Consider the following 20,128-nt stretch of genomic DNA (forward strand, 5'->3'; position numbering starts at 1 on the left):
TCCTATTTCGTCGAACGAGAGGTGTGAAATTCCGGTTGCGCGAGACGGGAAGAGAAGGCATAGTACGCATATTACGGGATGTTGCAGGAGGGGATCATGGCCAGAACCGTAGTCATAACCGGGGCGTCCGCGGGGTTCGGCGCGGCATGCGCGCGGCTGTTCGCGGAGCAGGGAGACCGGCTCGTGCTGGCGGCCCGCAGGAGCGGCCCGCTCCAGGTGCTCGAGAAGGAACTGGCGGGGAAGACGGAGGTCCACTGTCTGACCCTCGATGTCCGCAGTCGTCGGGCGGTCCAGGAGGGGGTGGAATCTCTGCCGGCACAGTTCAGAGAAGTGGATGTCCTCGTCAACAATGCCGGGCTCGCCCTCGGCCTGGAGCCGGCCCATGAGACCAGCCTCGACGACTGGGACGCGATGATCGACACCAACATCAAGGGGCTCACCTACTGCACCCGCTTTTTCCTGCCGGGGATGGTGGCGCGCAACCGGGGGCACGTCATCAACATCGGCTCGACGGCCGGCGCCTGGCCCTATCCGGGGGGGAACGTCTACGGCGGAACCAAGGCGTTCGTCGAACAGTTCACCCGGAATCTCCGGGCCGACCTCCTCGGGACGCGGGTGCGGGCGACCTGCCTCGCGCCCGGGATGGCCGAAACCGATTTTTCCCTGGTCCGGTTCAAGGGGGACGCGGCAGCGGCGGCGAAGGTCTACGCCGGAGCCGAGGCCCTGACCGCGGAGGACATTGCAGGTATCGTCGTCTGGATTGCCGGGCTTCCCTCCCATGTCAACGTCAATACCCTGGAGGTGATGTCCATCGACCAGGCGTGGGGGCCGCTGGCGGTGCACCGGAAAAAGCAGGATTAGCCGAATGTGTACCGTTGATTAAACAGGTAAAGGCACAATAAATCACAGGCGAGGTGCCCATGTCCGCGAAAACAGCCGTTCTTCTGCTCCAGATGGGGGGACCCGATTCCCTCGATGCCGTTCAGCCGTTTCTCACCAACCTCTTCTCCGATCGGGACATCATCAGGATCGGCCCGGCCTTTCTCCAGCCGCTCATTGCCCGGCTCATCGCCCGCCGCCGCGCTCCCAAGGTGGAGGGGTATTACGAGCAGATCGGTGGCAAGTCTCCCATCCGTGAGCTGACGGAGGCCCAGGCGCGGGCACTGGAGGAGCAGCTGGGGGGAGAGTTCCGCTGTTTCGTCGCCATGCGCTACTGTCGGCCATCCACCATCGAGGCACTGGCGGCCATCCGGAAGGAGGGAATCGAGCGGATCATCGCCCTCTCCCTCTATCCCCACTATTCCCGGGCTACCACCGGATCGAGCCTGAACGAACTGAAGCGGGTGCTGGGGGAAGCGGGTGTGCAGTTCCGGGTTTCCTCCATCGACCGGTTCTTCGACCATCCCCGTTACATCGATGCCCTGGAGGAAAAGATACGGGAAGGGCTCGGCCAGTTCCACCCCCTTGCGGACGTGGAGATCCTCTTCTCCGCCCATTCCCTCCCCCAGTCGTTCATCGACGACGGTGATCCCTATCTCGCCCATATCGAGGAGACGGTCCGGCTTGTCATGGAGCGGTTCGAGAACATTACCCATCACCTGGCCTTCCAGTCCCGGGCCGGGCCGGTCAAGTGGCTGGAACCGTCCACCGAGGCGATGCTGGAGCATCTGGCCGCCCACGGCAGCAAGAACCTCCTCGTTGTCCCCCTCTCCTTCGTGTCGGACCACATCGAGACCCTCTACGAGATCGACATCCAGTATGCGAAGGAGGCGTTCAAACTCGGTTATGCCAAGTTCTGGCGCAGTGCCTCCCTCAATGACTCGCCGACGTTCATCGACTGTCTGGCGGACCTGGTGAGGAAGTGTGAGTGAAAGGTGAGGCGCCCGCTGAAGGCGCCTACGGGGTAGTGCGGAACTGCTGGCTTTTGGCGACCAGAAAGTAGACCACGCCGAGGATGAGAAGGGTGCCGGCCAGGAACGCCTGGGTTTCCAGGGCGTCGTGGCGCAGGGTGGAGATGAGGATCTCCCGGATCATGGCGACGATGATCACCCCGATGAAGACCAGGATGTTGAACCGCCCCCCCTTGAGGGTCTTGATTTCGTTGTCCATGAGCTCGATCATCATCCAGAGGATGAGGAGTGAGCCGAGGGCGGACAGTATCCCCTTTTCCATATCACCCCGGAAGATGTGGAGAATGTCCCAGACGAACAGGCTCACGATGGAGATGGAAACCCCGGCCAGGGCCAGGACGAGGACCAGATTGAGGCCATAGGTGAACCGTTCCGTGGCCTGGATCAGCTTGGACTCCAGCCGGTGGGAAACGAAGACCTTCTTCATCTCCTCTTCCCGGTAGGAAGCACCGATGATGTCCAGGTTGATGTCGATGATTTTCTCCACGGCACGATGGAGCCGGCGCCGCATCTCCCGGTCCGGGAAATTCTCATGGATTATTTCCATGATGAACTGACGGACCAGGGTCATGGCCGAACTGACAAAGTGGGCGCTCACTCCGACCTTGACATGGGTATGGCCAATCCGCTGGAGGATATAGAGATACTGATTGTCGTAGGTGCCGGTGAAAAGGTTGAGGAACCACCCCTGGTGGGTCTTCTTGTGCTGTTGCAGGACCAGGTCGGACTTGATGATTTCGGCGGTCTCGGGGATGCTGAGGAGATAGTCGTAGAATTCGTCGGCGAACCGTTGCTGATTTGCCTCGGCAAGGGGGTAAAGGGTCCTGAGGAGGTCGGCGTCCTCATCGGTGAAGAAGTAGTGGCTTTTTATCTCCTGCATGGTGAGCATGGGAGCCTCCCGGCCGGTGGCGTTGCCCACAAGTATAGGACAGACCGCTCCGTTTGCAAATGGAGAGACGGATATGGTAAAAACTGGTGAGGAGCGACGGGTGACGGGTGAGGATGAACAGCGGATGTGCAGCATCTGCCGGCGGGAATTCGATTCGGCCGAGGCCTCGTCGTTGTTTGCCGAGGCGGGAGAATGGCTGGCGGGGGAGGTCTGGAAGGACGCCGGCCAGCTCTGCCCCAAGTGCCTGGAGAACAGGGCTAAATTGGCCATGATGTACCTTAGTGAATATAACACCTAGGCGCGAGGCAACAGGAAAACGCCCCCCTCCCGACCTCCCCCCGCTTGGGGGAGGAGAGGCTGTCTCCCTCCCCAGGAGGGGGAGGGTTGGGGAGGGGGTAAATGTTGCTAAGTTTTGTTGCCTATTGCCCGATTTTTGGAGAAAACATGGAAACGACGGTTATAGATGGCATTGCCCTTTCCCTGGCGCGGCCGGTGGAACTGCCGCTCCGGTGGGTCGGTCAGGAGGAGCTCCTGAAGCAGCTCCTCGCTGCCTGGATGGTGATCGACGAACGGGACATCCCCTTCAACCCCCGCCTCATCGGCAAGCCGGGGGTGGGTAAGACCACCCTCGCCTATGCCGCCGCAAAGCGTCTCAATCGGCCGGTCTATCTCTTCCAGGCGACCATGGATACCCGTCCGGAGGACCTCATCATCACGCCGGTCATCGGCCCGGACGGCAAGATCCAGTACGCCGCCTCGTCCCTCGTTTCCGCCATGCTCAAGGGGGGAGTGCTGATCCTGGACGAGGGAAACCGGATGAGCGAGAAAGCATGGGCGTCGCTGGCACCGCTCCTCGACGACCGCCGCTACGTGGAGTCCATCATCACCGGCCTGCGGGTGCCGGCCCATGCCGACTTCCGCATCGTCGTCACCATGAACGAGGACTCTTCCACGTTCGAGGTACCGGAGTACATCCACTCCCGCCTCCAGCCCCAGATCTACATCGACTTCCCCGACGCCGACGAGGAACTGCAGATTCTCAAGGAGAACCTTCCCTTCGCTGGGAGCCGGGTGCTCCGGTACGTGGTGGATTTCCTCCAGCGGGCCCATGCCGCCGACGAGCTCTACTCGGTGCGGGACGGAATCAACATCGCCCGCTACGCCCTGAAGATGATGGAGGGGGTCGGCCAGATCCCGGAGGAGCTGCTGCCGCTGGCGGTGGAGAGGATACTGGGGGAAGAGGCGCTGCGGTATCTGAAGTGAAATGCCGCTTTTTCGCCAGCTCTGCGTAAGTCTTCGGAATTCCTTGTGACTCGGCCTGCGGCCGCCCCCTGCGGGGCGCCTTCGCGGTCCAATTTCGCAAGCGAAATTGTGCGGCGTAGCGCTGTTTATGCCCGATGTTTGGGTACTACGCCTCCGCGTCATCCCTCGACAGCCTTGATCTGACGAAAAATCGACATTTCAAAAAACGGCAGCCGTTTTCTCAATCGGGCGGCCACAGGGGACCGCTCCAACAGGCGAATAAACAACCATGCCCCATAGGCTGTATCTCGAACAATTCGGCAATATCCATGCCCTCCCCGTCCTTCATTACCGGATGGAGTTCGCCCACCTGGTGCGGCAGGCGGTGGAACTGGTGCAGCCCGACTGCATCGCCATCGAGTTGCCCCCTACCTTGGAGGCTCCCTTCCTACGCGGGGTCCGGCGTCTGCCGGAGATATCGGTCCTCACCTATGACGTGAGTACCGCCAGTCTCCTCAAGGGGAAGGTGGCCGACGGGGGTGCCCAGAGCGTCTATCTCCTCATCGAGCCGGCCGACCCCCTGGTTGAGGCGGCCCGGCAGGCTCTGGAACGGGATATCCCCCTCCATCTCATCGACATCGATCTGGACGACTACCCCCTTCACGAAGAGCCGGTACCCGATTCCTATGCGGTGCAGCGGATCGGCCTGGCCCCCTATTACCGGGAATTCGCGGCGGCTTTTGCCTCTGTGGCGCCGGACCGGGAGGACCTGCGGCGGGAAAGGGGGATGACCTTCCGCCTGCAGCAGCTCTCCCGCCAGCACCAGCGGGTGCTGCTGGTCTGCGGCATGTACCACCTTGCCCGCATCAAGGCGTTCTTTCCTGACCCCCAGGCCGAACCTTTGGCGAAGGTAAAAAGGGAAGGTGTTCGCCTCTTTAACCTCCACCCCGCATCCTGCCGGGAGATCCTTGGCGAATTCCCTTTCGTCAACGCGGTATACGAGCAGCGCCGGGGAGAGTTTCCTCCCGAACCGGCGGGGGACGGCCCTTCCCTGCGCAAACGGTTCCACGCCCTGGAGCTGATAGCGGGAGGGAAACAGGACATCCCCGAGACGGAAGCGCTCAGCCTCTCCATTGCCCGGAGTGTACGGCTGGTGGGGTGCCGGGGGGAAATGCCCGACCGGCAGCGGATCATCCTCCGCCTCTTCATGGAGGCAGCCCGCCACTTCAGGCAGGAAACCGGCGAGCCGGTCCACGTCTGGCAGAAACGCGCCTTCTTCCGCTTTGCCCGCAACTGCGCCCTCCTGGACGGCCTGCTCCTCCCCGACCTCTTCCATCTTCTCTCCGCGGCCCGCGGCTGCGTGGACGACAACTTCGCCCATGCCTTCTTCCGTCTTGCCACGTTCTATCCCTGGCAGAAAGAGACGAGCGACCTCCCCACCATCAGCCTGGACCTGGCCGATCTCTGGCGGCAGAGCCGCCGCATCCGGTTCCGGCCCAGGGAGCGGCGGCGGGGAAAGGGGCTTTCCCGGCTTGCCTTCCTCAACCGGAAACGGGAAAAGGGTCCCGGGGAGTGGCTGGAAGGTTTCGACAACCCCTCCATCTGTTCCTATCCTCCCGAAGACCTGGTCATCGAGGATTACGGGCGGTTCCTGAAAAAGAAGGGGGCGAAGCAGCTCTCGGAGGAGCAGTGCCGGGTGGAGCCGTTCACCGTCTCCATGCTGGACGGCATCGACATGCGGGAGACCCTGCGCAACATCCACGAAGGGCGCATCTATGTGCGGCAGCAGGAACGAGTGAAGGGGGGAGTGGGGAGCGTGGTGGTGATCTTTGACGAGGATCGGAGGGGCGACCGGTATCCCTACCTGATGACCTGGCTGGGGGAGCATGCCCAGGAGTCGGACATGGCCTTTTACGCCACCCCCCCCGAGGATAACATCGTCGGTCCCGGCATCTCCCGTTGCGAGTACGGCGGCTTCGTTCTCGCCTACCCGCCGCGCAGGATGCTGGACGTCTGGCACACGGGCGACTACTCCTTTGCCCGGAGCAAGTCCGAGGTGCTGCTGCTGGCGGCCCTCGACTACTCCCTGGAAAAACACGTGGTCTACGTGGCGGCCCGGCCGCCCCGGAGCTATTTCAAGCAGCTGGCGGCCCGGTTCGGCAGGAAGATCGTCTACATCCCCCTGGGCTCGCTGTCGCCGGTGCGGCTCAAGCACCTCCGGGTGTTCCACGTGCTGGCAGGCCACGACAAGCGGGGGATCGCCAGGGATTATGTCTGGTAAGGGTGCAAAAAAGCCGGGCTGAAAAGCCCGGCTTTTTTGTCACTCCGGAGTAGGGTCATTCTTCCGCTTACGGAGCCTCCCCTCTCCCTGAGGGAGAAGGACTCAGCGGAAGATTAGCGAAATTAGATGGTCACTTGAGTTGCCGCCAGCTGCGCGGGCCGAACTGGCTCGTCCCCCCCCCTTCGAGGAGCTTGGTTATGGTCCCGGTGGAACTGGTGATGTACTTGTATTCCAACCCGTCATACGCCCCGACGATGGTGGGGGTGGAGGCGATGCCGTCCCCCAGGCGTGTTCCCGTTGCATACTTGCCTGACGGCAGGGTGTCGCTGCCATCCACATAGCCGTTGTTGTTCAGGTCGAAGGCCGGCCTGACGAGGGTTCCCCCCGTATCCATGTTCAGCTCCATCAGCCAGCTGATACCCCCCGCACTGCAAGGGTCAGTCGAGGGAACAAAGGTGGTGAAGATAATCTTGCGCGACTTGGCCACGGGATCGGTGATAACCCGTTCGCCGCTGAGGGGGAGGTCGGCGTACCAGCCGTAGGTTCCGACGGGATTGTCCGAGGATTGGCGATAGGTACCACCGTTGAACGCCACCTCGGTCAGGGTCTGCTGAGTCAGATCGCTTCGCACCAATGCCCTGTTTGCACTCCGGTCGTAGATTCCGTAAAAACTCTGGGTCTGGGTTGAGTTCTGGTCTCCATCCTCAAGATATTTGCCCGTCCCGAAGAAAACGATCTGGTAACTGCCGCGCAGTACCACATCGGGCGCCGTCGTGATCGGTTGAGCGATGCCGGACGGGCCGACTGCGGTGAACAGAAGAGAACCGTTCCAGCTCCCACTGCCGCCGCCAGAGACGTCGAATTTCCAGAGTCGCCCCTTGAGGTCGCCTGCATAGAGGTAGTCGGCATACCCGTCGCCGTTCTTGTCGATGGCTGCGGCGGTGGACAACCCGTTGTTCGTTGTGTTGTCCACAACCACTTCTTTGAGGATTGTTCCGGTGGCGAGATCGGCAATAATAAGGGATGCCTTTCCTGTGGACCCTTCGTAACCATTGGGAAGAGCTGCCACCCACCTAAATTTCTCGGACGTGGAGTTGTCCTTGAGTTTGAGAATCAGTGGCGTACCGAAGGAATACCCCAAGCCATTGGCTGATGGGTACTGGGGAGTAATTTCCCAAAGCGGTATGGGATTGTTGGGAGCGGTGATATCCAGGGCAAAAAAACTCTTTCCGCCGGCACGCAGACCGCAGACGGCTACTGAGTGCCAACCGGGGGAAGTGTCAGTGGTCCCGCTTGCGTTCTTCGAGGTGAAGTAGGCATCTCCCACCGTAATCATTCCGTCCACGTAGCTCTGGTGCAGATAGGGGTTGTTCCTGAGTTTCTTGAGGCTGGTCAGGAGACTGGAGGGGATGAAGGCCCATTCCTCCTCACCGGTGTCCACATTGAAGGCGTGGAGCATGCCATCATTGGCTCCGGCGAGGAGCAACGACTGTCGGGTTGAATTGTTCATCTTGAAATTTGTGTAGTTGTGGTCGGTGTAATAGCCATCGGGTGGTCCATATACGAGCGGTGGGGAATAGACCATGTCACCGAGCTTGCTCGCGCGGCTCCGGTAGCCGGTAGGGACAGAATCTCCCCGCACGTAGCTGACCCAGTTGGTGGAAAAGTTGGTAAAGTTTGCGGCCGTCGCGATATTAGCCCGATTGGCGGTGGTGAAATCGGTCCGTTTATAGAGCCCCGACAGGGCTCCGGCCGTATAGATGACGCGGGAGGTCGATCTGGCGTTGAGAGTGGCTCCCGCCTCCCAGACGGGGGAGTTGGGGTAGCCGATGATGGTGCCGGTTGCCTTGTCCAGATTGTAGGATTCCAGGTAGCCGCTCCAGTCGCGGGAGTCGAACCGCGCCCGGTACAGCTTGGTGCTCGTCGTCAGGTAGGCGGTATTGACCGCCACGGCGCTTGCGGAGGACACCATGCCGACAATGTTGCTGACGACCGTTCGCAGGGCGCTTGCGAGGGCTGCCTCGTTCGCCGCGGTAAAATACTGGCCTCCGCCGTTCGCCGCCGCAGTTTGCAGTACGGGGATGTCGACGGCGAACCCGACTGTGTACGTGGTGATGGTGGATGTCGGGAATGCAGCCACGGCGGCATGCTCGTGCATATATTTCGCGACATCTGCCAGACGTGTCGTGGTCATGTTCACATTGTCGTTGCTTTCCCAGCCGTAGGAACTAAAATCGTTCTTGTAGCGGTTGTCGGCGGTCGGTTCGCCATCGGTCACGATAATGGTGAAACTTTGCTGGCAACTGGAGGTAATGGGACTCGTATAGCTGATACCGCTGTTGTAGGATGACCCCCCCCCCTTGAAATACTGCCATACTTCGGCAAGGGTCTCGCCAAGGGGAGTCACGCTGTTCGCGGAGATGCCGTCCACGGTCGCATCCACGTTTGCAGCGGTAAGGCTGCCGCACGGCATGACAATTTTCCCCCCATCGGCATTCCAGCCGTTGGAGGTGTTGGTCATGGGGTTGAAAACCGCCAAGCCGAATTTTACACTGGGGAACGACTTGACCAGGTTGCTGACCACCGTGCGCGCCGACTGGATTTTTGGTCTTCCATCCACGTTTTGAGCCATGCTCATGGAGTTGTCGAGGAGGATCATGATATTGGGCTGGTTACCGTTGATCAGGTAGAGCGGTGTCTGGGAAATTGCGGCAAGGGCAACCGCAATTACGACGGAGCAGAAAAGGAGCACCGTTGCCAGAAAGGTGCTATTTCTCAAGAAAGTCGATTTGGTTCCCATCTGTACCTCCTGCTAGTAGGCCGTCGTCGTTACGAGCTGAACCCGTCTGCGTATGACGCGATCCCTGCTGATCCCCTCAGCCGTAATCCGGTAGAAATGGACCTTTGATCCTGCCGAAGAGGAGGTTCCGATCTTGGCGCTTTCTCCTCCAGCGTATGCCGCCGCCGCATCTTTCAGGTGTTCCAGGTAGTAGCGGTAGGTACACTGGTTGATGCTGTCGGTAAATTCCTGGGACCAGATCGGCGAAGCCACCGGCACGGGGGAAAAATAGGGGGCTACGTTTAGCACGTTCTCGGGAGGGTTTCCCTGGTTGCTGAGCCATTGCATCCCTGCCCGAAGCCCTGTTTCCGCAGCGTAGAATGCCTTCTGGGATTCCTGGTAGTTCCGGCTGAACAACATTTCGGAAATGGTTGTCCGGTGGAGAGCCCCCACGAGTATAGAGAGGACCATGAGGAACAGCATGGCAATGACCAGCGCCGTTCCCTTCTCGCTTCGCAGGTATGGGGTCATGGTGTATACCGCATGGCGAGGTTTCGCAGGGAGACCATGGTGCTCATGGTCATCCTGCGGTAGCCCCCACCGCTGTATGCCTTGCCGTTGCCCAGGGAGCCCGTCAGCTGGAAGGACTGGGGCGCCTGGTATCGGGGGTCGGGGTTTGCCGACCTGGTGATGATGCTGATCCTCACCCCCCGCAGATCAGCGATGTCATGGCTGGCATCCAGGGCGTCCAGCCAGGCTCCGTCCTTGAACTGGTACTTGACCTGCAGGTCCTCGATTCCCGTCGCCACCACGTGTTTCTGTGATACCCCCGTGGTGCTCGACCATACGTCTCGGATGAGTTTGTCCCCATCGAGGGAATATGTCACCTTTCTCATGTCGATGTCTTTGAGCTTGACCACCCTGCTTCCGGCTCCATATCCGTTCGAAGCATAGGGGGGATTCTGGGGGAAAAGTTCAATCGAACTCGGGGGGTTGTAGGGGAACTTGTTTGGATTGGAAGTGTGATCGACCTTGTCGCCAGTGGAAGGTATGTTGGATATCTGCAGTACTGATGCAGGCTTGCTTGGATCGGCCGGATCGTAAATGATCAGGAGATCTCCTTCCTGAAGGCCGGCAGAAGAGCTCAGGGGGAGCACCGCCGGTTTTGACGAAGGGTAATCGACAGGGATGGTAATGATATCTGTGCTCATATCGGTGGGAATATCAGGGTTCTGGTAGCGGAAGGCTATGGTGTCGGCACTCCCTCCCGCACCATCTCCTGCCTCGACCATGACCCACGAAGAGATGGTTCCTCCCTTGTAAATGTTGATCTTCAGGTTCCCCATGTCCATGAGGCCATAGCCGGCCATCTTGATGTTCCGCTCCATTTCGGCCATGGCAAGTCGCGCCTGCTGCTGCATCCGGATGGTCGCATCCCGCTCGCTATATTCCCGCTGACCCGAAATGAATGTCACCATGAGCCCTGTGCTGACTACCGCCAGAATGACAATGACGATAAGCACTTCAACGAGGGAATACCCTTTTTGAGCGTATGGATAGACTGGTTTCATAATCGGGCTAATACTCGGGGCGCTTGGTCATGGTGAATGTGCGTGTACTGGTTTTTATTCCGCCTGAGCCGACGATGTTGTTCCAGGAAACCCTGGCCTTGACGGTTTTCAGTCCCGCTTCGGGGAAGTCGTTCATGATCTGCCACTCGCGGGTAAACCCCTTAGCCGAGACGCTCGCGGCCGTGTAGCTCACGAACCCTGTTGTAGCAGGAAGGCTGCCATAGCTCAAGGTCTTTGCCCGTTCCAGCATGTCCTGGCCGAGACTTGCCGCCGTCGTCATGTCGCGGCTGAAGCGTCCCGACGCGGCCGAACCCCAGAGCACCGAGAAGACCGCCAGGAACCCTATCATTAGCAGCACGAGGGCGACCAGCAGCTCGATCAGGGTAAATCCCTGCTGACGGGGCAGGCATCCTGCGGCCGTTTCCGAAAGGGAAACGGTGTGCCGCTTTTCATTCATTTCCGCCATATTAGCGCTTTCCCGCCTGGTAAGGGGCACATTTTGTTTCCGCCGCAACGAAGAGGGCCATCATCTCCTGGGCGGATTCCGGTTGCTCGGTTCCGTCAAGTTGCCGTTCCATGCATTCTGCGTAGGTGCGGTACCGTTCCGGTTTTTCACGGGCAGGTTTCGTGCTTTTCACGACAGGGCGGCGTTCTTGAGCCGGCGGGCGCACAGCCTGCTTTTTCCGGGGGAAAAGAGAAGTTCTGACCTCACCCTCTTCCTTCCCGGTTTCCAGTTCCTGGTCGCTCACCAGGCTCCCTTTCCGGTCAGGATTGTCCGTGAAATAGACGCTGCCGTCCCGGGTCGGCACCTTGTAAACGACCGTCGGGGGAGGAGGTTCCACAACCGGCGGAGGAGCAGTGTTCTCGTCAGTGCCGGCCATGCCCACATCCTTTGCCCCACTGCCACTTCCTCCGACGTTGCCCAGTTCTTTTCCTTCGATTCTGCCATCGGACGTTCCGGAGACTTCTCCCTTGGGAGAAGGTTTGCCCTCCCCCTGTTTCTCTCCTCCATCCTGGCCGGGGAGCACAAACCCTTTTGCCATGAATGCCGCGCCGAATTCGTTCAGCTTGGGAACCTCTGAATGGCATGAATCGCACTTCATCTTATACATCCGTGCAAAAGTTGTTATGGCATACGCGGTTCCGCTGAAACCAACCATCACCATAAGGACAACCGCAACTGCCCAGAGGATTGCAACCCTTCCCATATGTATCTCTCCTGCCCCGTGAAACGGCCGTTTCAGACCGTCCTTGGCCATTCCCGAACTGCAAGGGTAACCATGGAGATTAATTTTATGCAATATTGCTACCATTTATAGCCTAACATCGTGAATTTATCTACATTTTTTTGAATGTACCGCGACCGGTGCAGCTTGAGGAGATAATGCGAAGGACGAATATTTCGTGGAGTTATGTTGCTTCGCGGATTAGCCGGCTCACCGCCTGTATTCTGCCAGTTGCCGGTGATGGAGATGTGAGCCGGTTCCGGGGAGAGGTAAGGAGGCAGTATCCGGAAAAATCCGGGAGTAGCACCACAGGGGCACCTGCCCCCTACCGTTTGAACGTCTCCAGCCACTGCCAGCCGTTGAAGAGAATCGGAAAGGCTGCGGACAGATGGGTAGTCATGACCGGATCGCTCGACAAGGGGATGGTGGTCGCTTCCCGTACCAGGGTGACATGTCTCTTTGCGCCGGCAGTGCTGAAGCTGTTGAAGGCGACCTGGGAATTGGCAAAGGGGACAAGTTCATCATCGCCGTGATGCACCATGCGTATCGGCACCGAGGGGGTCCAGCCCCGGTAGGAGTCGTTCTCCCGCAGAAAATTGACGACCGGGCTTGTGCTGTCGGCGAGCTGTCCCAGAAACTGGCTGGTGAGCGTGCTTTTGGGCACGATCAGCTGCGTCGGACTATAGGACATCCCCATGGCCTCGCTGATCTTGTCCGACGGTGAGTTCCCGTCGAACAGCGGGGGGACGGTGCCGGCAAATGCCGGCAGCATGGTTGAGGCGGGGGTGAAAAGGGCTGTCTGGCCGCTGTAGACATAATTATAGGAGGTGAGCACGAAGGGAAGAAAATAGGGTGCCTTGGAAGTGGTGTCTGCCAGCATCACCCCGCGCATCACTCCCGAGAGGTCATGGGGGCCGGAGAGAGGCGCCGAGGCGGTCACGGTGAACTCGGTGGCGTGGTTGAGCTGAAGCTCCCGCGTTGTGGCCATGGTCACATAGCCCCCTTCGGAGTATCCCATCAGGAAGAGCTGGTTGTTCCAGGTACAGGGCGAGGCGCTGCCGGTGATGATCGACCGGCTTGCCCGGAGCATGTCCACTACCTGGCGGGCAAGGGATGCCCCATGAACGTAGGGCTGGGGACCGGTGCTGTCACCGAGCCCCTCGTAGTCGGTGAGAGCGACCGCATACCCCGTCGCGGCAATGGCGGCGGCCACCATGACCTCGGGGTAATCGGTCGGCCTCAGCTGGTTTTCCAGATAGCGTGATGGCGAAAACTGCCGGTAGGGTTCGGTGCCGTGCTGGAACATCAGGATAGGTACGGAAGGCCTGGTGCTTGCTGACCGGGGTAGAATCAGCAGCCCGCTCAGGGTGCGGGGGGTACCGTCGGCGCCGGTGGACTGGTAGCTGACCTTTTGCAGGGACAGTCCGTAGGTACTGGTGGTCAGAATCGTGCCGAAAGCGGTAGCGAAGCGCTGCCACTCCCATCCGCCGATGGAGCGCGGGAGGGGGTTCAGCAGGCTGCTGTTGATGCTGGCGAGCAAGGCGACAGGGTCCAGGTTCACCACGAAACCCTGCTGGTTCGACGACGTGCCTGAATTCGAGCTGCAACCCGGAAGCAGGAGCGAAACGGCAACGGTCAGTATCAAGGTACCGCGGATCATCCGTCTGAATCGGTTCATGACGCCCTCTGTTCTGTGACCATAGTGGATTGGGACCAAGTATAGCAGAGATTGGTCAGGCTGTCAGAAGGTGACGGCCCCTTGTGCAATCCGGAACACAGATGGGCATGCATCTATTACATTTCTACCCTGGTCACCACCCCTTGAAGCTTGGCCGCCGGCAAGCGGTTGAACTGGACGAAGTTCGGCGTCTGCCGTTTGATGGTGGCAAAAAATTTCCAGACCGGATTATCGGTAGCTATATCCTCAATACCGTAGAAGATGACCTTCTCCTGGATGCCGTTCTGCTTGAGAATCCCCTCGATGTCGAGAATCTCCATGTAACCGGCCCTGATCTCTATCGCATCGAGTCCCACTGACAGGGTATCGCTCAGGTTGGTTTCCAGTCCGTACGGTTCATCTGTCCTGACTATGGAAATGAGGACGTTGCGTTCATAGATGATGTTGCTGCGGATGATGCAGTGGACCATATAGGGGGGGATAACGGCCCACTCCTTGACGAAGAACAGGCCGGTGCCGGGGATGTTTTTCCCCTTGGCGTAAATTTGGCGGTAGGCCAGGTCAAAGGTCTCGAAATCAAGCGGCTTGAGCGACCGGTAAAGTGCCCGTTGCCCGTTGGTCCATACCAGGATGGTGACAAAGGGTAGCGCTGCAAGGATCAGGGACCAGTAGCCGCCGTGGGGAAACTTGTTGAGGTTGGCGATGAGAAAGGCGAAATCGGCAAGGGTGACGGCAAGGGCGACGGGGACCTTCCACTTCTTGGTCGTGCGGGAGAAGATCATGGTCATCATGATGCCGGTAATGGTCATAGTGCCGGTGACGGCAAGCCCGTAGGCGGCAGCCAGGTGCTCTGAACTCTTGAAGACGCACATGATGACGATGACCATGGCAAACAGCGCCCAGTTCACCGACCCGATATAGATTTGGGATTTGAGATGGCTTGAGGTGTAGTCAATCTTCAAAAGGGGGAGGATCCGGGTGGTAATGCCCTGGTAAACGATTGAAAAAACGCCACTGATGAGGGCCTGGGAAGCGATGATGGTCGCGATGATGGTCAGTATCAGGAAGGGGATATACAGGATGGCCGCTTGGTATCGTACCATGCCGAACAGGATATTCTTGGCGTCGGGGTGGGTGATGATGTAGGCCCCCTGTCCCAGATAGTTGATGACCAGGGCGGCAAAGACGAAATACCATGCCCTGACGATCGGTTTGCGCCCCAGGTGCCCCATGTCGGCATAGAGTGCTTCGCCACCGGTGGCGCAGAGGATGACCTCGGAGAGGACGAAGAAACCGGCCAGGCCGTTTTCCCCGAGAAATTTCACCGCATACCAGGGGCTGATGGCCTTGAGCACCGTCGGGTGGTCGACGATGGAGATAATGCCCGACAGGCTGAGCGCCAGGAACCAGACCACCATAATCGGGCCGAATGCGCTGGCTACCCGGTCGGTCCCCCTGTTCTGAAAGATGAAGAGTCCTGCCGCAATGATGGCGGCAATAAGGATCAATATCCCCTGGGGGGTGTGTTCAAGTCCCGGTATCAGTTCCATCCCCTCCACCGCGGAGAGTATGGAAATGGCCGGGGTGATGACGCCGTCGCCGATGAGCAGGCAAATGCCCACGTAGGAGAGAAAGGTGACGAAGGCGAGGGTTCGCCCCGGCTTTATCATGCGCACCAGGATTTCCCTGAGGACGATGGTGCCCCCTTCACCCTTGCGCCCCAGACTCATGGCAAGCCAGGCATATTCGACCATGACCAGGATGACGAGGGTCCAGACAATCAGGGAGATGATGCCATAGATGCTTTGCTGTGATGGCTTGGTAAGGGTGATGATTACGGTGAGAGTGTAGATGGGGCTGGTGCCGATGTCGCCGAACACCAGACCGAGGGCTTTGACGATTCCACCCCAGTAGGAGCCTGCTTCCGCGTGATTCATGGTATGTCTCCCGCACGTATGTGCAGGGCTGACAGCAAAAAAAGCCGCCGGCATAACCGGCGGCGTGCATGTCGCTGTCGTGCCCTTCCATGTGCCTACGAGGTTAGCTGACGGGCTGGAGATTGGAAGTTCTCCCTCTGTTTCCAGAGTACGCCCCTGCTGATCGGGTCCCCCGCATCCGTCCTTGTGGACGAATCTCGGCTGCTGTTCCTGTGGTTATACTCCTTATGAGGCCAAAGTCAACAACTACAATAATCAGGGACACCGCCTGCCGGTGAACTGTCAGGAGAGGATGGCGCGCCCGGAGAGATTCGAACTCCCGACACCCAGGTTCGAAGCCTGGTGCTCTATCCAGCTGAGCTACGGGCGCGTGATGATGCCAGCGTGCTGCTTCCCCTACCCTTTGCGCAATACCCGCTTGTCGCCGACCCGGATGGTCAGCTTTTCGCCGTCGAAATATTCCAGCAGGGGGATCATGAACTTGCGGGAGAGACCTGTCAGTTCCCGGAAGCCGGTGGGGGTTATCTCCTTGTTATCCTTCAGATGAGCGATGAGCTTTTCCCGGACGGCTGCGACGGGGTCCGGGGCGTAGAACAGATCGCTCTTGATCTTGACGGCCTTCCCCTCCCGGACCAGGAAATTGAGATGCCCCAGTACGTCCTTTTCAGCGCAACCGATGGCCTCTCCCAGCTCTCTGACGGTCGGCGGTTCCATCTCCCCCTTGCGGAGGAGGTCGGCGATCCGCTCCTGTACCCCGGCCTGGGCTGTGGAGGGGCTTCCTTTGCGGCCGGGGAGCTTGACCAGGTCCCGTTCCACCACTACCTTACCATCCTTTTCGAGCATTGCCAAGAGCGGACCGAAGAAACGGGGGTCGCTCCGTTTCGGCAGGCGTCCTTTCAGTTCCTCCTTGCCGATCCCTTCCCTTAGCGGGTTGTCCCGCAGGAAGCGTTCCAGTTCGCCGAAAAGAAGCTCCTGCAGATCGGTGAAAGCGCCCTTTCCCATAAAAATGCGCGGCTCCCTCACCACCTGCACGAGGGTGCCATCCGACAGGAGCGATGCCAGGGTTGCCTCTGCCTGCCTCAAGGGTAGTCCGCTCCGGGTGATGATCTCCTGGAGCGTGATTCCGGAGTAGAGGCTCTGATCCGTGAGAAGGTCGACCTTGAGCCGGGCGTTGGCTCCGGCCAGGGCCTTGAGAAGCTGCAGCGCCTCCGCCGAACGACGTCGACGGCGCACCGGTGCCGGGTCGAGCACCCGGCCGCCGCCGACCGTAGCCGGGGGGGAAAAGGCGCGGAGAACGAAAGGATCGCCGGGGAGGAGCAGAACGGGGTGCTCCAGGCGAAGCTGGGCAAAGGCCGACTCACCGGGCTTGAGCGTGTCCCGGTCCAGGAGGATCACCTGTGCCGGTACTTCGTAAGTGGCGGAATGGAGCCTCAGGGTGGCCCGATGCTTCAGGTTGCGGGGGGCCGAGGGAAGATAGTCGAGCATGGCGTCCACGGTACGGGTAGTGCGGAATGCGTCGGGAGGGACGACCACGTCGCCTCGCCGGACCTCCGCATGCTCCACTCCCTGGAGGTTCACCGCCACCCGCTGGCCGGCGGCACCCTTTTCCCCTTTGCTGCCATGGCTCTGTACCCCCCTCACCCGGGTACGGATCCCGGAAGGGAGGAGCTCCACCTCGTCACCGACGGCGATGGACCCGCTCAGCAGCGTACCGGTAACCACGGTGCCGAAGCCGGTGACGGTGAAGACCCGGTCCACGGGGAGCCGGAACGGGCCAGCGCTCTTCTTCTCCTCCACATCGGCGGCCAGCCGGGCAAGCTCCGCTTTCAGTTCAGTCAGGCCGGCACCGGTCCGGGACGAGACCGGCACGATGGCAGCCCCTTCCAGAAAGCACTCCGCAAGGTACTCACGCACCTCCTCGGTGACCAGCCCGAGCCATTCCGGGTCCACCAGGTCGCTCTTGGTCAACGCCACCAGCCCCTTCTTCACTCCCAGCAGCCGACAGATATCCAGATGCTCACGGGTCTGGGGCATGATCCCTTCGTCGGCGGCGATGACGAGCATCACCAGGTCCATCCCCCCTACCCCGGCCACCATCGTCCGGACGAACCGCTCGTGACCCGGCACGTCGACGATGCCGAACTGCACGTCCCCGGACAGTTCCAGATGGGCGAACCCGAGTTCGATGGTGATGCCGCGGGCCTTCTCTTCCGGCAGCCGGTCGGTGTCGGTGCCGGTCAAGGCCTTAACCAGCGAGGTCTTGCCGTGGTCGATGTGGCCGGCGGTGCCGAGGATGAGATGTTTCATGCTAAACCTCTTGGGAATTCAACGCGGAGAGACGCAGAAAAATGCGGATTTAAGCTTTATTTCTTGTTAGAGCATACTCTGCGACGAATTTCAATTTTGGGTCCAAAATTAATAAGGAGGCCAACTTCAAGATCTGTGGCTTTTAAATAATTGACCAATTGGACTTCATGGATCGGCTGGAGAGCCTCAATTGCTTTAAGTTCAAGAATGACAGTGTCGTTGACAAGGATGTCAACGAAAAATTCTCCAACGATCTGATTCCGATAACGTACAGACAAGGGTACTTGCTGTTGAGCCAATAACCCTTCCTGAGCGAGTTCAAGCATAAGTGCATTTTCGTAGACTTTTTCCAGAAATCCAGAACCGAGAGAAGCGAAAACGGTATAAACCGCTTTGATAACACGCTCTGTGATATCGGTGTGCTTGAATTCCATGTTTCTTCTGCGCTCATCCATAAAATCAGCGTCCTTCCGCGTTGAATTCCGACGTTAATCCCTGAACTGCAGCTGGTAGAGCCGGTAGTAGAGTCCCCGTTTCGCCAGCAGCTCCTGGTGGCTCCCCTCCTCCATCTTTTCTCCCCGGTGGATGACCACGATACGGTCGGCATCCTGGATAGTGGAAAGACGGTGGGCGACGACGAGGGAGGTGCGCCCCGCCATGAGCCCCCGGAGCCCCTCCTGGATGAGCCGTTCGCTGGCAGTGTCGATGCTGGCGGTTGCCTCGTCGAGCACGAGAATTTCCGGATCGAAGGCGACCGCCCGGGCGAAGGAGATGAGTTGTCGCTCCCCGGCGGAGAGGTTTACCCCCCGCTCCCGCACCTCCTCCCGGTAGCTGTTGGGTAGCTGGCGGATGAAACGGTCGGCGCCGACGATGCGCGCCGCCTCCTCCACCCGCCGGCGGGCGTTTTCGTCCCCCAGGGAGATGTTGAACTCGATGCTCCCCGTGAAGAGGTACGGGTCCTGGAGGACCACGCCGATGCGGGCTCGCAGTGTCTTGAGGGGGATGTCCCGGATGTCGGTGTCGTCGAAGGAGATGCTCCCCCGTTGCGTGTCATAGAGGCGGGACAGAAGGCGGGTGACGGTGGTCTTTCCCCCGCCGGTCTCTCCCACGAGCGCCACCGTTTCTCCCCGCCGGATGGTCAGGTCAAATCCCTTCAGGACGTAGTCGTCGCCGCTGTAGGCGAACCAGACGTCGCGAAACTGGATGCGTTCAATGGGCCCCTCACCCGGCCTTCGGCCACCCTCTCCCGAGGGGAGAGGGGATTCTTTTGATGAAGGGAGATGGTCGTTGTCCAGGAGGTTGAATATCCGCTCCAGGGCCGCCATGGCCCCCTGCATGACCGAGTACTTGGCGGACAGGTCGCGGATGGGGGAGAAAAACTTCTCGATGTACTGGATGAAGGCGACCAGGGCGCCGAAGGTGAGGGCTCCCTGGAGGATCTCCCCTCCGCCGTACCAGACGATGATTCCCACCGCTATTGAAGAAAGTGTTTCCACCAGGGCGTAGAGGGCGGCATCCCAGCTGATGACCGGCAGGTTGGCATCCCGGTAGGCGGCATTCAGCCGGGTGAACTCTTCCCGTTCCCGGGCCTGACGGTTGAAGAGCTGCACCACCGCCATCCCGCCGATGCTTTCGGCCAGGAAGGCGTTGAGGTTGGCGAGCCGCGCCCGCACCTGGCGGAATGCCTCGCGCATCCGGCGGCGGAAGGTGAAGGCGACCCAGACGAGGAGCGGGAGAACGGAGAAGGTGATCAGGGACAGTTTCAGGTTCATCCAGAGCATGATGCCGATGATCCCGGCCAGCACCATGATATCCCCGACGATGGTGATGATCCCGGCGGCGAACATCTCCCCGAGCACCTCCACGTCGCTGGTGAGTCGGGTCACCAGGCTCCCGGTGGGGGTCCGGTCGAAAAAGGAGGCCGGCATCCGCTGGACGTGGCTGAAGAGCGCCAGTCGCAGATCGAACATCACCTTTTGCCCCACGTACTGGAGGAGCCAGACCTGAGCGTAGGTGAAGAGGGACTCGGCGAGGATGAGGAGAATGAACCAGCCGGCCAGGAGCGGCAGCCCTTCCATCTCCCCCTTCACGATGTGGTTGTCGATGGCAATCTTGAGGAGGTAGGGCTGGGCCAGCCGCGCTGCAGCCATGGGAGGGAGCAGGATGAGCGTCACCGCCACCAGCCACCGGTAGGGGCGCAGGTAGCCGACGAACCGCCCCATGAGGCGCCGGTCGTAGGCCTTGCCGACTATTTCGTCTTCGTAGATGCCGCCGTAGTGCATAAAAACCTTTTTCTCTTAGTGCGTCC

General features: G+C 59.9%; 16 protein-coding genes, 1 tRNA gene and 1 riboswitch. Of the genes, 5 read left to right on the forward strand and 12 right to left on the reverse strand.

Annotated elements, in window-relative coordinates; all coding sequences use genetic code 11:
• Positions 1–96: 96 nt before the first annotated feature.
• Both KI810_RS01880 and hemH read left to right on the forward strand, forming a co-directional pair.
• Positions 97–861 carry an SDR family NAD(P)-dependent oxidoreductase gene (locus tag KI810_RS01880; RefSeq protein ID WP_214173790.1) on the forward strand — a complete coding sequence of 255 codons (765 nt, stop codon included), beginning with the start codon at positions 97–99 and terminating at the stop codon, positions 859–861.
• Between the two features lie 59 nt (positions 862–920).
• Positions 921–1,871: a ferrochelatase gene (gene hemH, locus KI810_RS01885; protein WP_214173791.1), complete on the forward strand. Its 951-nt coding sequence runs from the start codon at positions 921–923 to the stop codon at positions 1,869–1,871.
• A gap of 25 nt (positions 1,872–1,896) precedes the next feature.
• On the opposite strand, the gene KI810_RS01890 is transcribed toward hemH, so the two are convergent.
• Positions 1,897–2,799, reverse strand: a complete 903-nt coding sequence (locus KI810_RS01890; RefSeq protein ID WP_214173792.1) for a protoglobin domain-containing protein — start codon at positions 2,797–2,799, stop codon at positions 1,897–1,899.
• Positions 2,800–2,872: 73 nt separating this feature from the next.
• On the opposite strand from KI810_RS01890, the gene KI810_RS01895 reads away from it, so the two are divergent.
• The 3 genes from KI810_RS01895 (at position 2,873) to KI810_RS01905 (ending at position 6,322) form a co-directional block, all read left to right on the forward strand.
• Positions 2,873–3,097, forward strand: coding sequence for a hypothetical protein (locus tag KI810_RS01895; RefSeq protein ID WP_214173793.1), 225 nt, complete (start codon positions 2,873–2,875; stop codon positions 3,095–3,097).
• Between the two features lie 146 nt (positions 3,098–3,243).
• A complete protein-coding gene (locus tag KI810_RS01900) occupies positions 3,244–4,062 on the forward strand; it encodes an AAA family ATPase (protein ID WP_214173794.1) in 819 nt (272 codons plus the stop codon).
• A gap of 268 nt (positions 4,063–4,330) precedes the next feature.
• Positions 4,331–6,322, forward strand: a complete 1,992-nt coding sequence (locus tag KI810_RS01905; RefSeq protein ID WP_214173795.1) for a TraB/GumN family protein — start codon at positions 4,331–4,333, stop codon at positions 6,320–6,322.
• Between the two features lie 130 nt (positions 6,323–6,452).
• Here KI810_RS01905 and KI810_RS01910 read toward each other — a convergent pair whose 3' ends face one another.
• The 11 genes from KI810_RS01910 to KI810_RS01960 all read right to left on the reverse strand — a co-directional run bounded on the left by KI810_RS01910 (position 6,453) and on the right by KI810_RS01960 (position 20,102).
• The gene (locus KI810_RS01910) at positions 6,453–9,122 is read right to left on the reverse strand and encodes a pilus assembly protein (protein WP_214173796.1); all 2,670 of its coding nucleotides are present in this window, start codon (positions 9,120–9,122) and stop codon (positions 6,453–6,455) included.
• Positions 9,123–9,134: 12 nt separating this feature from the next.
• Positions 9,135–9,632 (reverse strand): pilus assembly PilX family protein, encoded by a 498-nt coding sequence (locus KI810_RS01915; protein ID WP_214173797.1) that lies wholly within the window; start codon positions 9,630–9,632, stop codon positions 9,135–9,137.
• The gene (locus tag KI810_RS01920; protein WP_214173798.1) at positions 9,629–10,672 is read right to left on the reverse strand and encodes a PilW family protein; all 1,044 of its coding nucleotides are present in this window, start codon (positions 10,670–10,672) and stop codon (positions 9,629–9,631) included. Before KI810_RS01920 ends, KI810_RS01915 begins: the two co-directional genes overlap by 4 nt.
• 7 nt (positions 10,673–10,679) lie before the next feature.
• Positions 10,680–11,138 carry a type IV pilus modification PilV family protein gene (locus KI810_RS01925; protein ID WP_246525110.1) on the reverse strand — a complete coding sequence of 153 codons (459 nt, stop codon included), beginning with the start codon at positions 11,136–11,138 and terminating at the stop codon, positions 10,680–10,682.
• 1 nt (position 11,139) lies between these two features.
• On the reverse strand, positions 11,140–11,880 hold the full coding sequence (locus KI810_RS01930; RefSeq protein ID WP_214173799.1) for a hypothetical protein: 741 nt from the start codon (positions 11,878–11,880) through the stop codon (positions 11,140–11,142).
• A 343-nt stretch (positions 11,881–12,223) separates the two neighbouring features.
• Positions 12,224–13,576: an alpha/beta hydrolase gene (locus tag KI810_RS01935; protein WP_214173800.1), complete on the reverse strand. Its 1,353-nt coding sequence runs from the start codon at positions 13,574–13,576 to the stop codon at positions 12,224–12,226.
• A 116-nt stretch (positions 13,577–13,692) separates the two neighbouring features.
• Positions 13,693–15,513: a KUP/HAK/KT family potassium transporter gene (locus KI810_RS01940; protein ID WP_214173801.1), complete on the reverse strand. Its 1,821-nt coding sequence runs from the start codon at positions 15,511–15,513 to the stop codon at positions 13,693–13,695.
• Positions 15,514–15,590: 77 nt separating this feature from the next.
• Positions 15,591–15,726: riboswitch (cyclic di-AMP (ydaO/yuaA leader) on the reverse strand.
• Between the two features lie 80 nt (positions 15,727–15,806).
• Positions 15,807–15,883, reverse strand: a tRNA-Arg gene (locus KI810_RS01945).
• 26 nt (positions 15,884–15,909) lie between these two features.
• Positions 15,910–17,820 (reverse strand): selenocysteine-specific translation elongation factor, encoded by a 1,911-nt coding sequence (selB, locus tag KI810_RS01950; RefSeq protein ID WP_214173802.1) that lies wholly within the window; start codon positions 17,818–17,820, stop codon positions 15,910–15,912.
• A 56-nt stretch (positions 17,821–17,876) separates the two neighbouring features.
• Entirely contained in the window at positions 17,877–18,275 is a 399-nt protein-coding gene (locus KI810_RS01955) for a GxxExxY protein (protein ID WP_246525111.1), read from the reverse strand.
• Positions 18,276–18,308: 33 nt separating this feature from the next.
• A complete protein-coding gene (locus KI810_RS01960; RefSeq protein WP_214173803.1) occupies positions 18,309–20,102 on the reverse strand; it encodes an ABC transporter ATP-binding protein in 1,794 nt (597 codons plus the stop codon).
• Positions 20,103–20,128 lie beyond the last annotated feature (26 nt).

This window comes from Geomobilimonas luticola (assembly GCF_018476905.1).
Taxonomy (GTDB): Bacteria; Desulfobacterota; Desulfuromonadia; order Geobacterales; family Geobacteraceae; genus Geomobilimonas; species Geomobilimonas luticola.

Coding starts and splice junctions, on each gene's coding strand:
- KI810_RS01880 (WP_214173790.1), top strand. CDS start 97: ATGGCCAGAACCGTAGTCATAACCGGGGCGTCCGCGGGGTTCGGCGCG.
- hemH (WP_214173791.1), top strand. CDS start 921: ATGTCCGCGAAAACAGCCGTTCTTCTGCTCCAGATGGGGGGACCCGAT.
- KI810_RS01890 (WP_214173792.1), bottom strand. CDS start 2,799: ATGCTCACCATGCAGGAGATAAAAAGCCACTACTTCTTCACCGATGAG.
- KI810_RS01895 (WP_214173793.1), top strand. CDS start 2,873: ATGGTAAAAACTGGTGAGGAGCGACGGGTGACGGGTGAGGATGAACAG.
- KI810_RS01900 (WP_214173794.1), top strand. CDS start 3,244: ATGGAAACGACGGTTATAGATGGCATTGCCCTTTCCCTGGCGCGGCCG.
- KI810_RS01905 (WP_214173795.1), top strand. CDS start 4,331: ATGCCCCATAGGCTGTATCTCGAACAATTCGGCAATATCCATGCCCTC.
- KI810_RS01910 (WP_214173796.1), bottom strand. CDS start 9,122: ATGGGAACCAAATCGACTTTCTTGAGAAATAGCACCTTTCTGGCAACG.
- KI810_RS01915 (WP_214173797.1), bottom strand. CDS start 9,632: ATGACCCCATACCTGCGAAGCGAGAAGGGAACGGCGCTGGTCATTGCC.
- KI810_RS01920 (WP_214173798.1), bottom strand. CDS start 10,672: ATGAAACCAGTCTATCCATACGCTCAAAAAGGGTATTCCCTCGTTGAA.
- KI810_RS01925 (WP_246525110.1), bottom strand. CDS start 11,138: ATGGCGGAAATGAATGAAAAGCGGCACACCGTTTCCCTTTCGGAAACG.
- KI810_RS01930 (WP_214173799.1), bottom strand. CDS start 11,880: ATGGGAAGGGTTGCAATCCTCTGGGCAGTTGCGGTTGTCCTTATGGTG.
- KI810_RS01935 (WP_214173800.1), bottom strand. CDS start 13,576: ATGAACCGATTCAGACGGATGATCCGCGGTACCTTGATACTGACCGTT.
- KI810_RS01940 (WP_214173801.1), bottom strand. CDS start 15,513: ATGAATCACGCGGAAGCAGGCTCCTACTGGGGTGGAATCGTCAAAGCC.
- selB (WP_214173802.1), bottom strand. CDS start 17,820: ATGAAACATCTCATCCTCGGCACCGCCGGCCACATCGACCACGGCAAG.
- KI810_RS01955 (WP_246525111.1), bottom strand. CDS start 18,275: ATGGATGAGCGCAGAAGAAACATGGAATTCAAGCACACCGATATCACA.
- KI810_RS01960 (WP_214173803.1), bottom strand. CDS start 20,102: ATGCACTACGGCGGCATCTACGAAGACGAAATAGTCGGCAAGGCCTAC.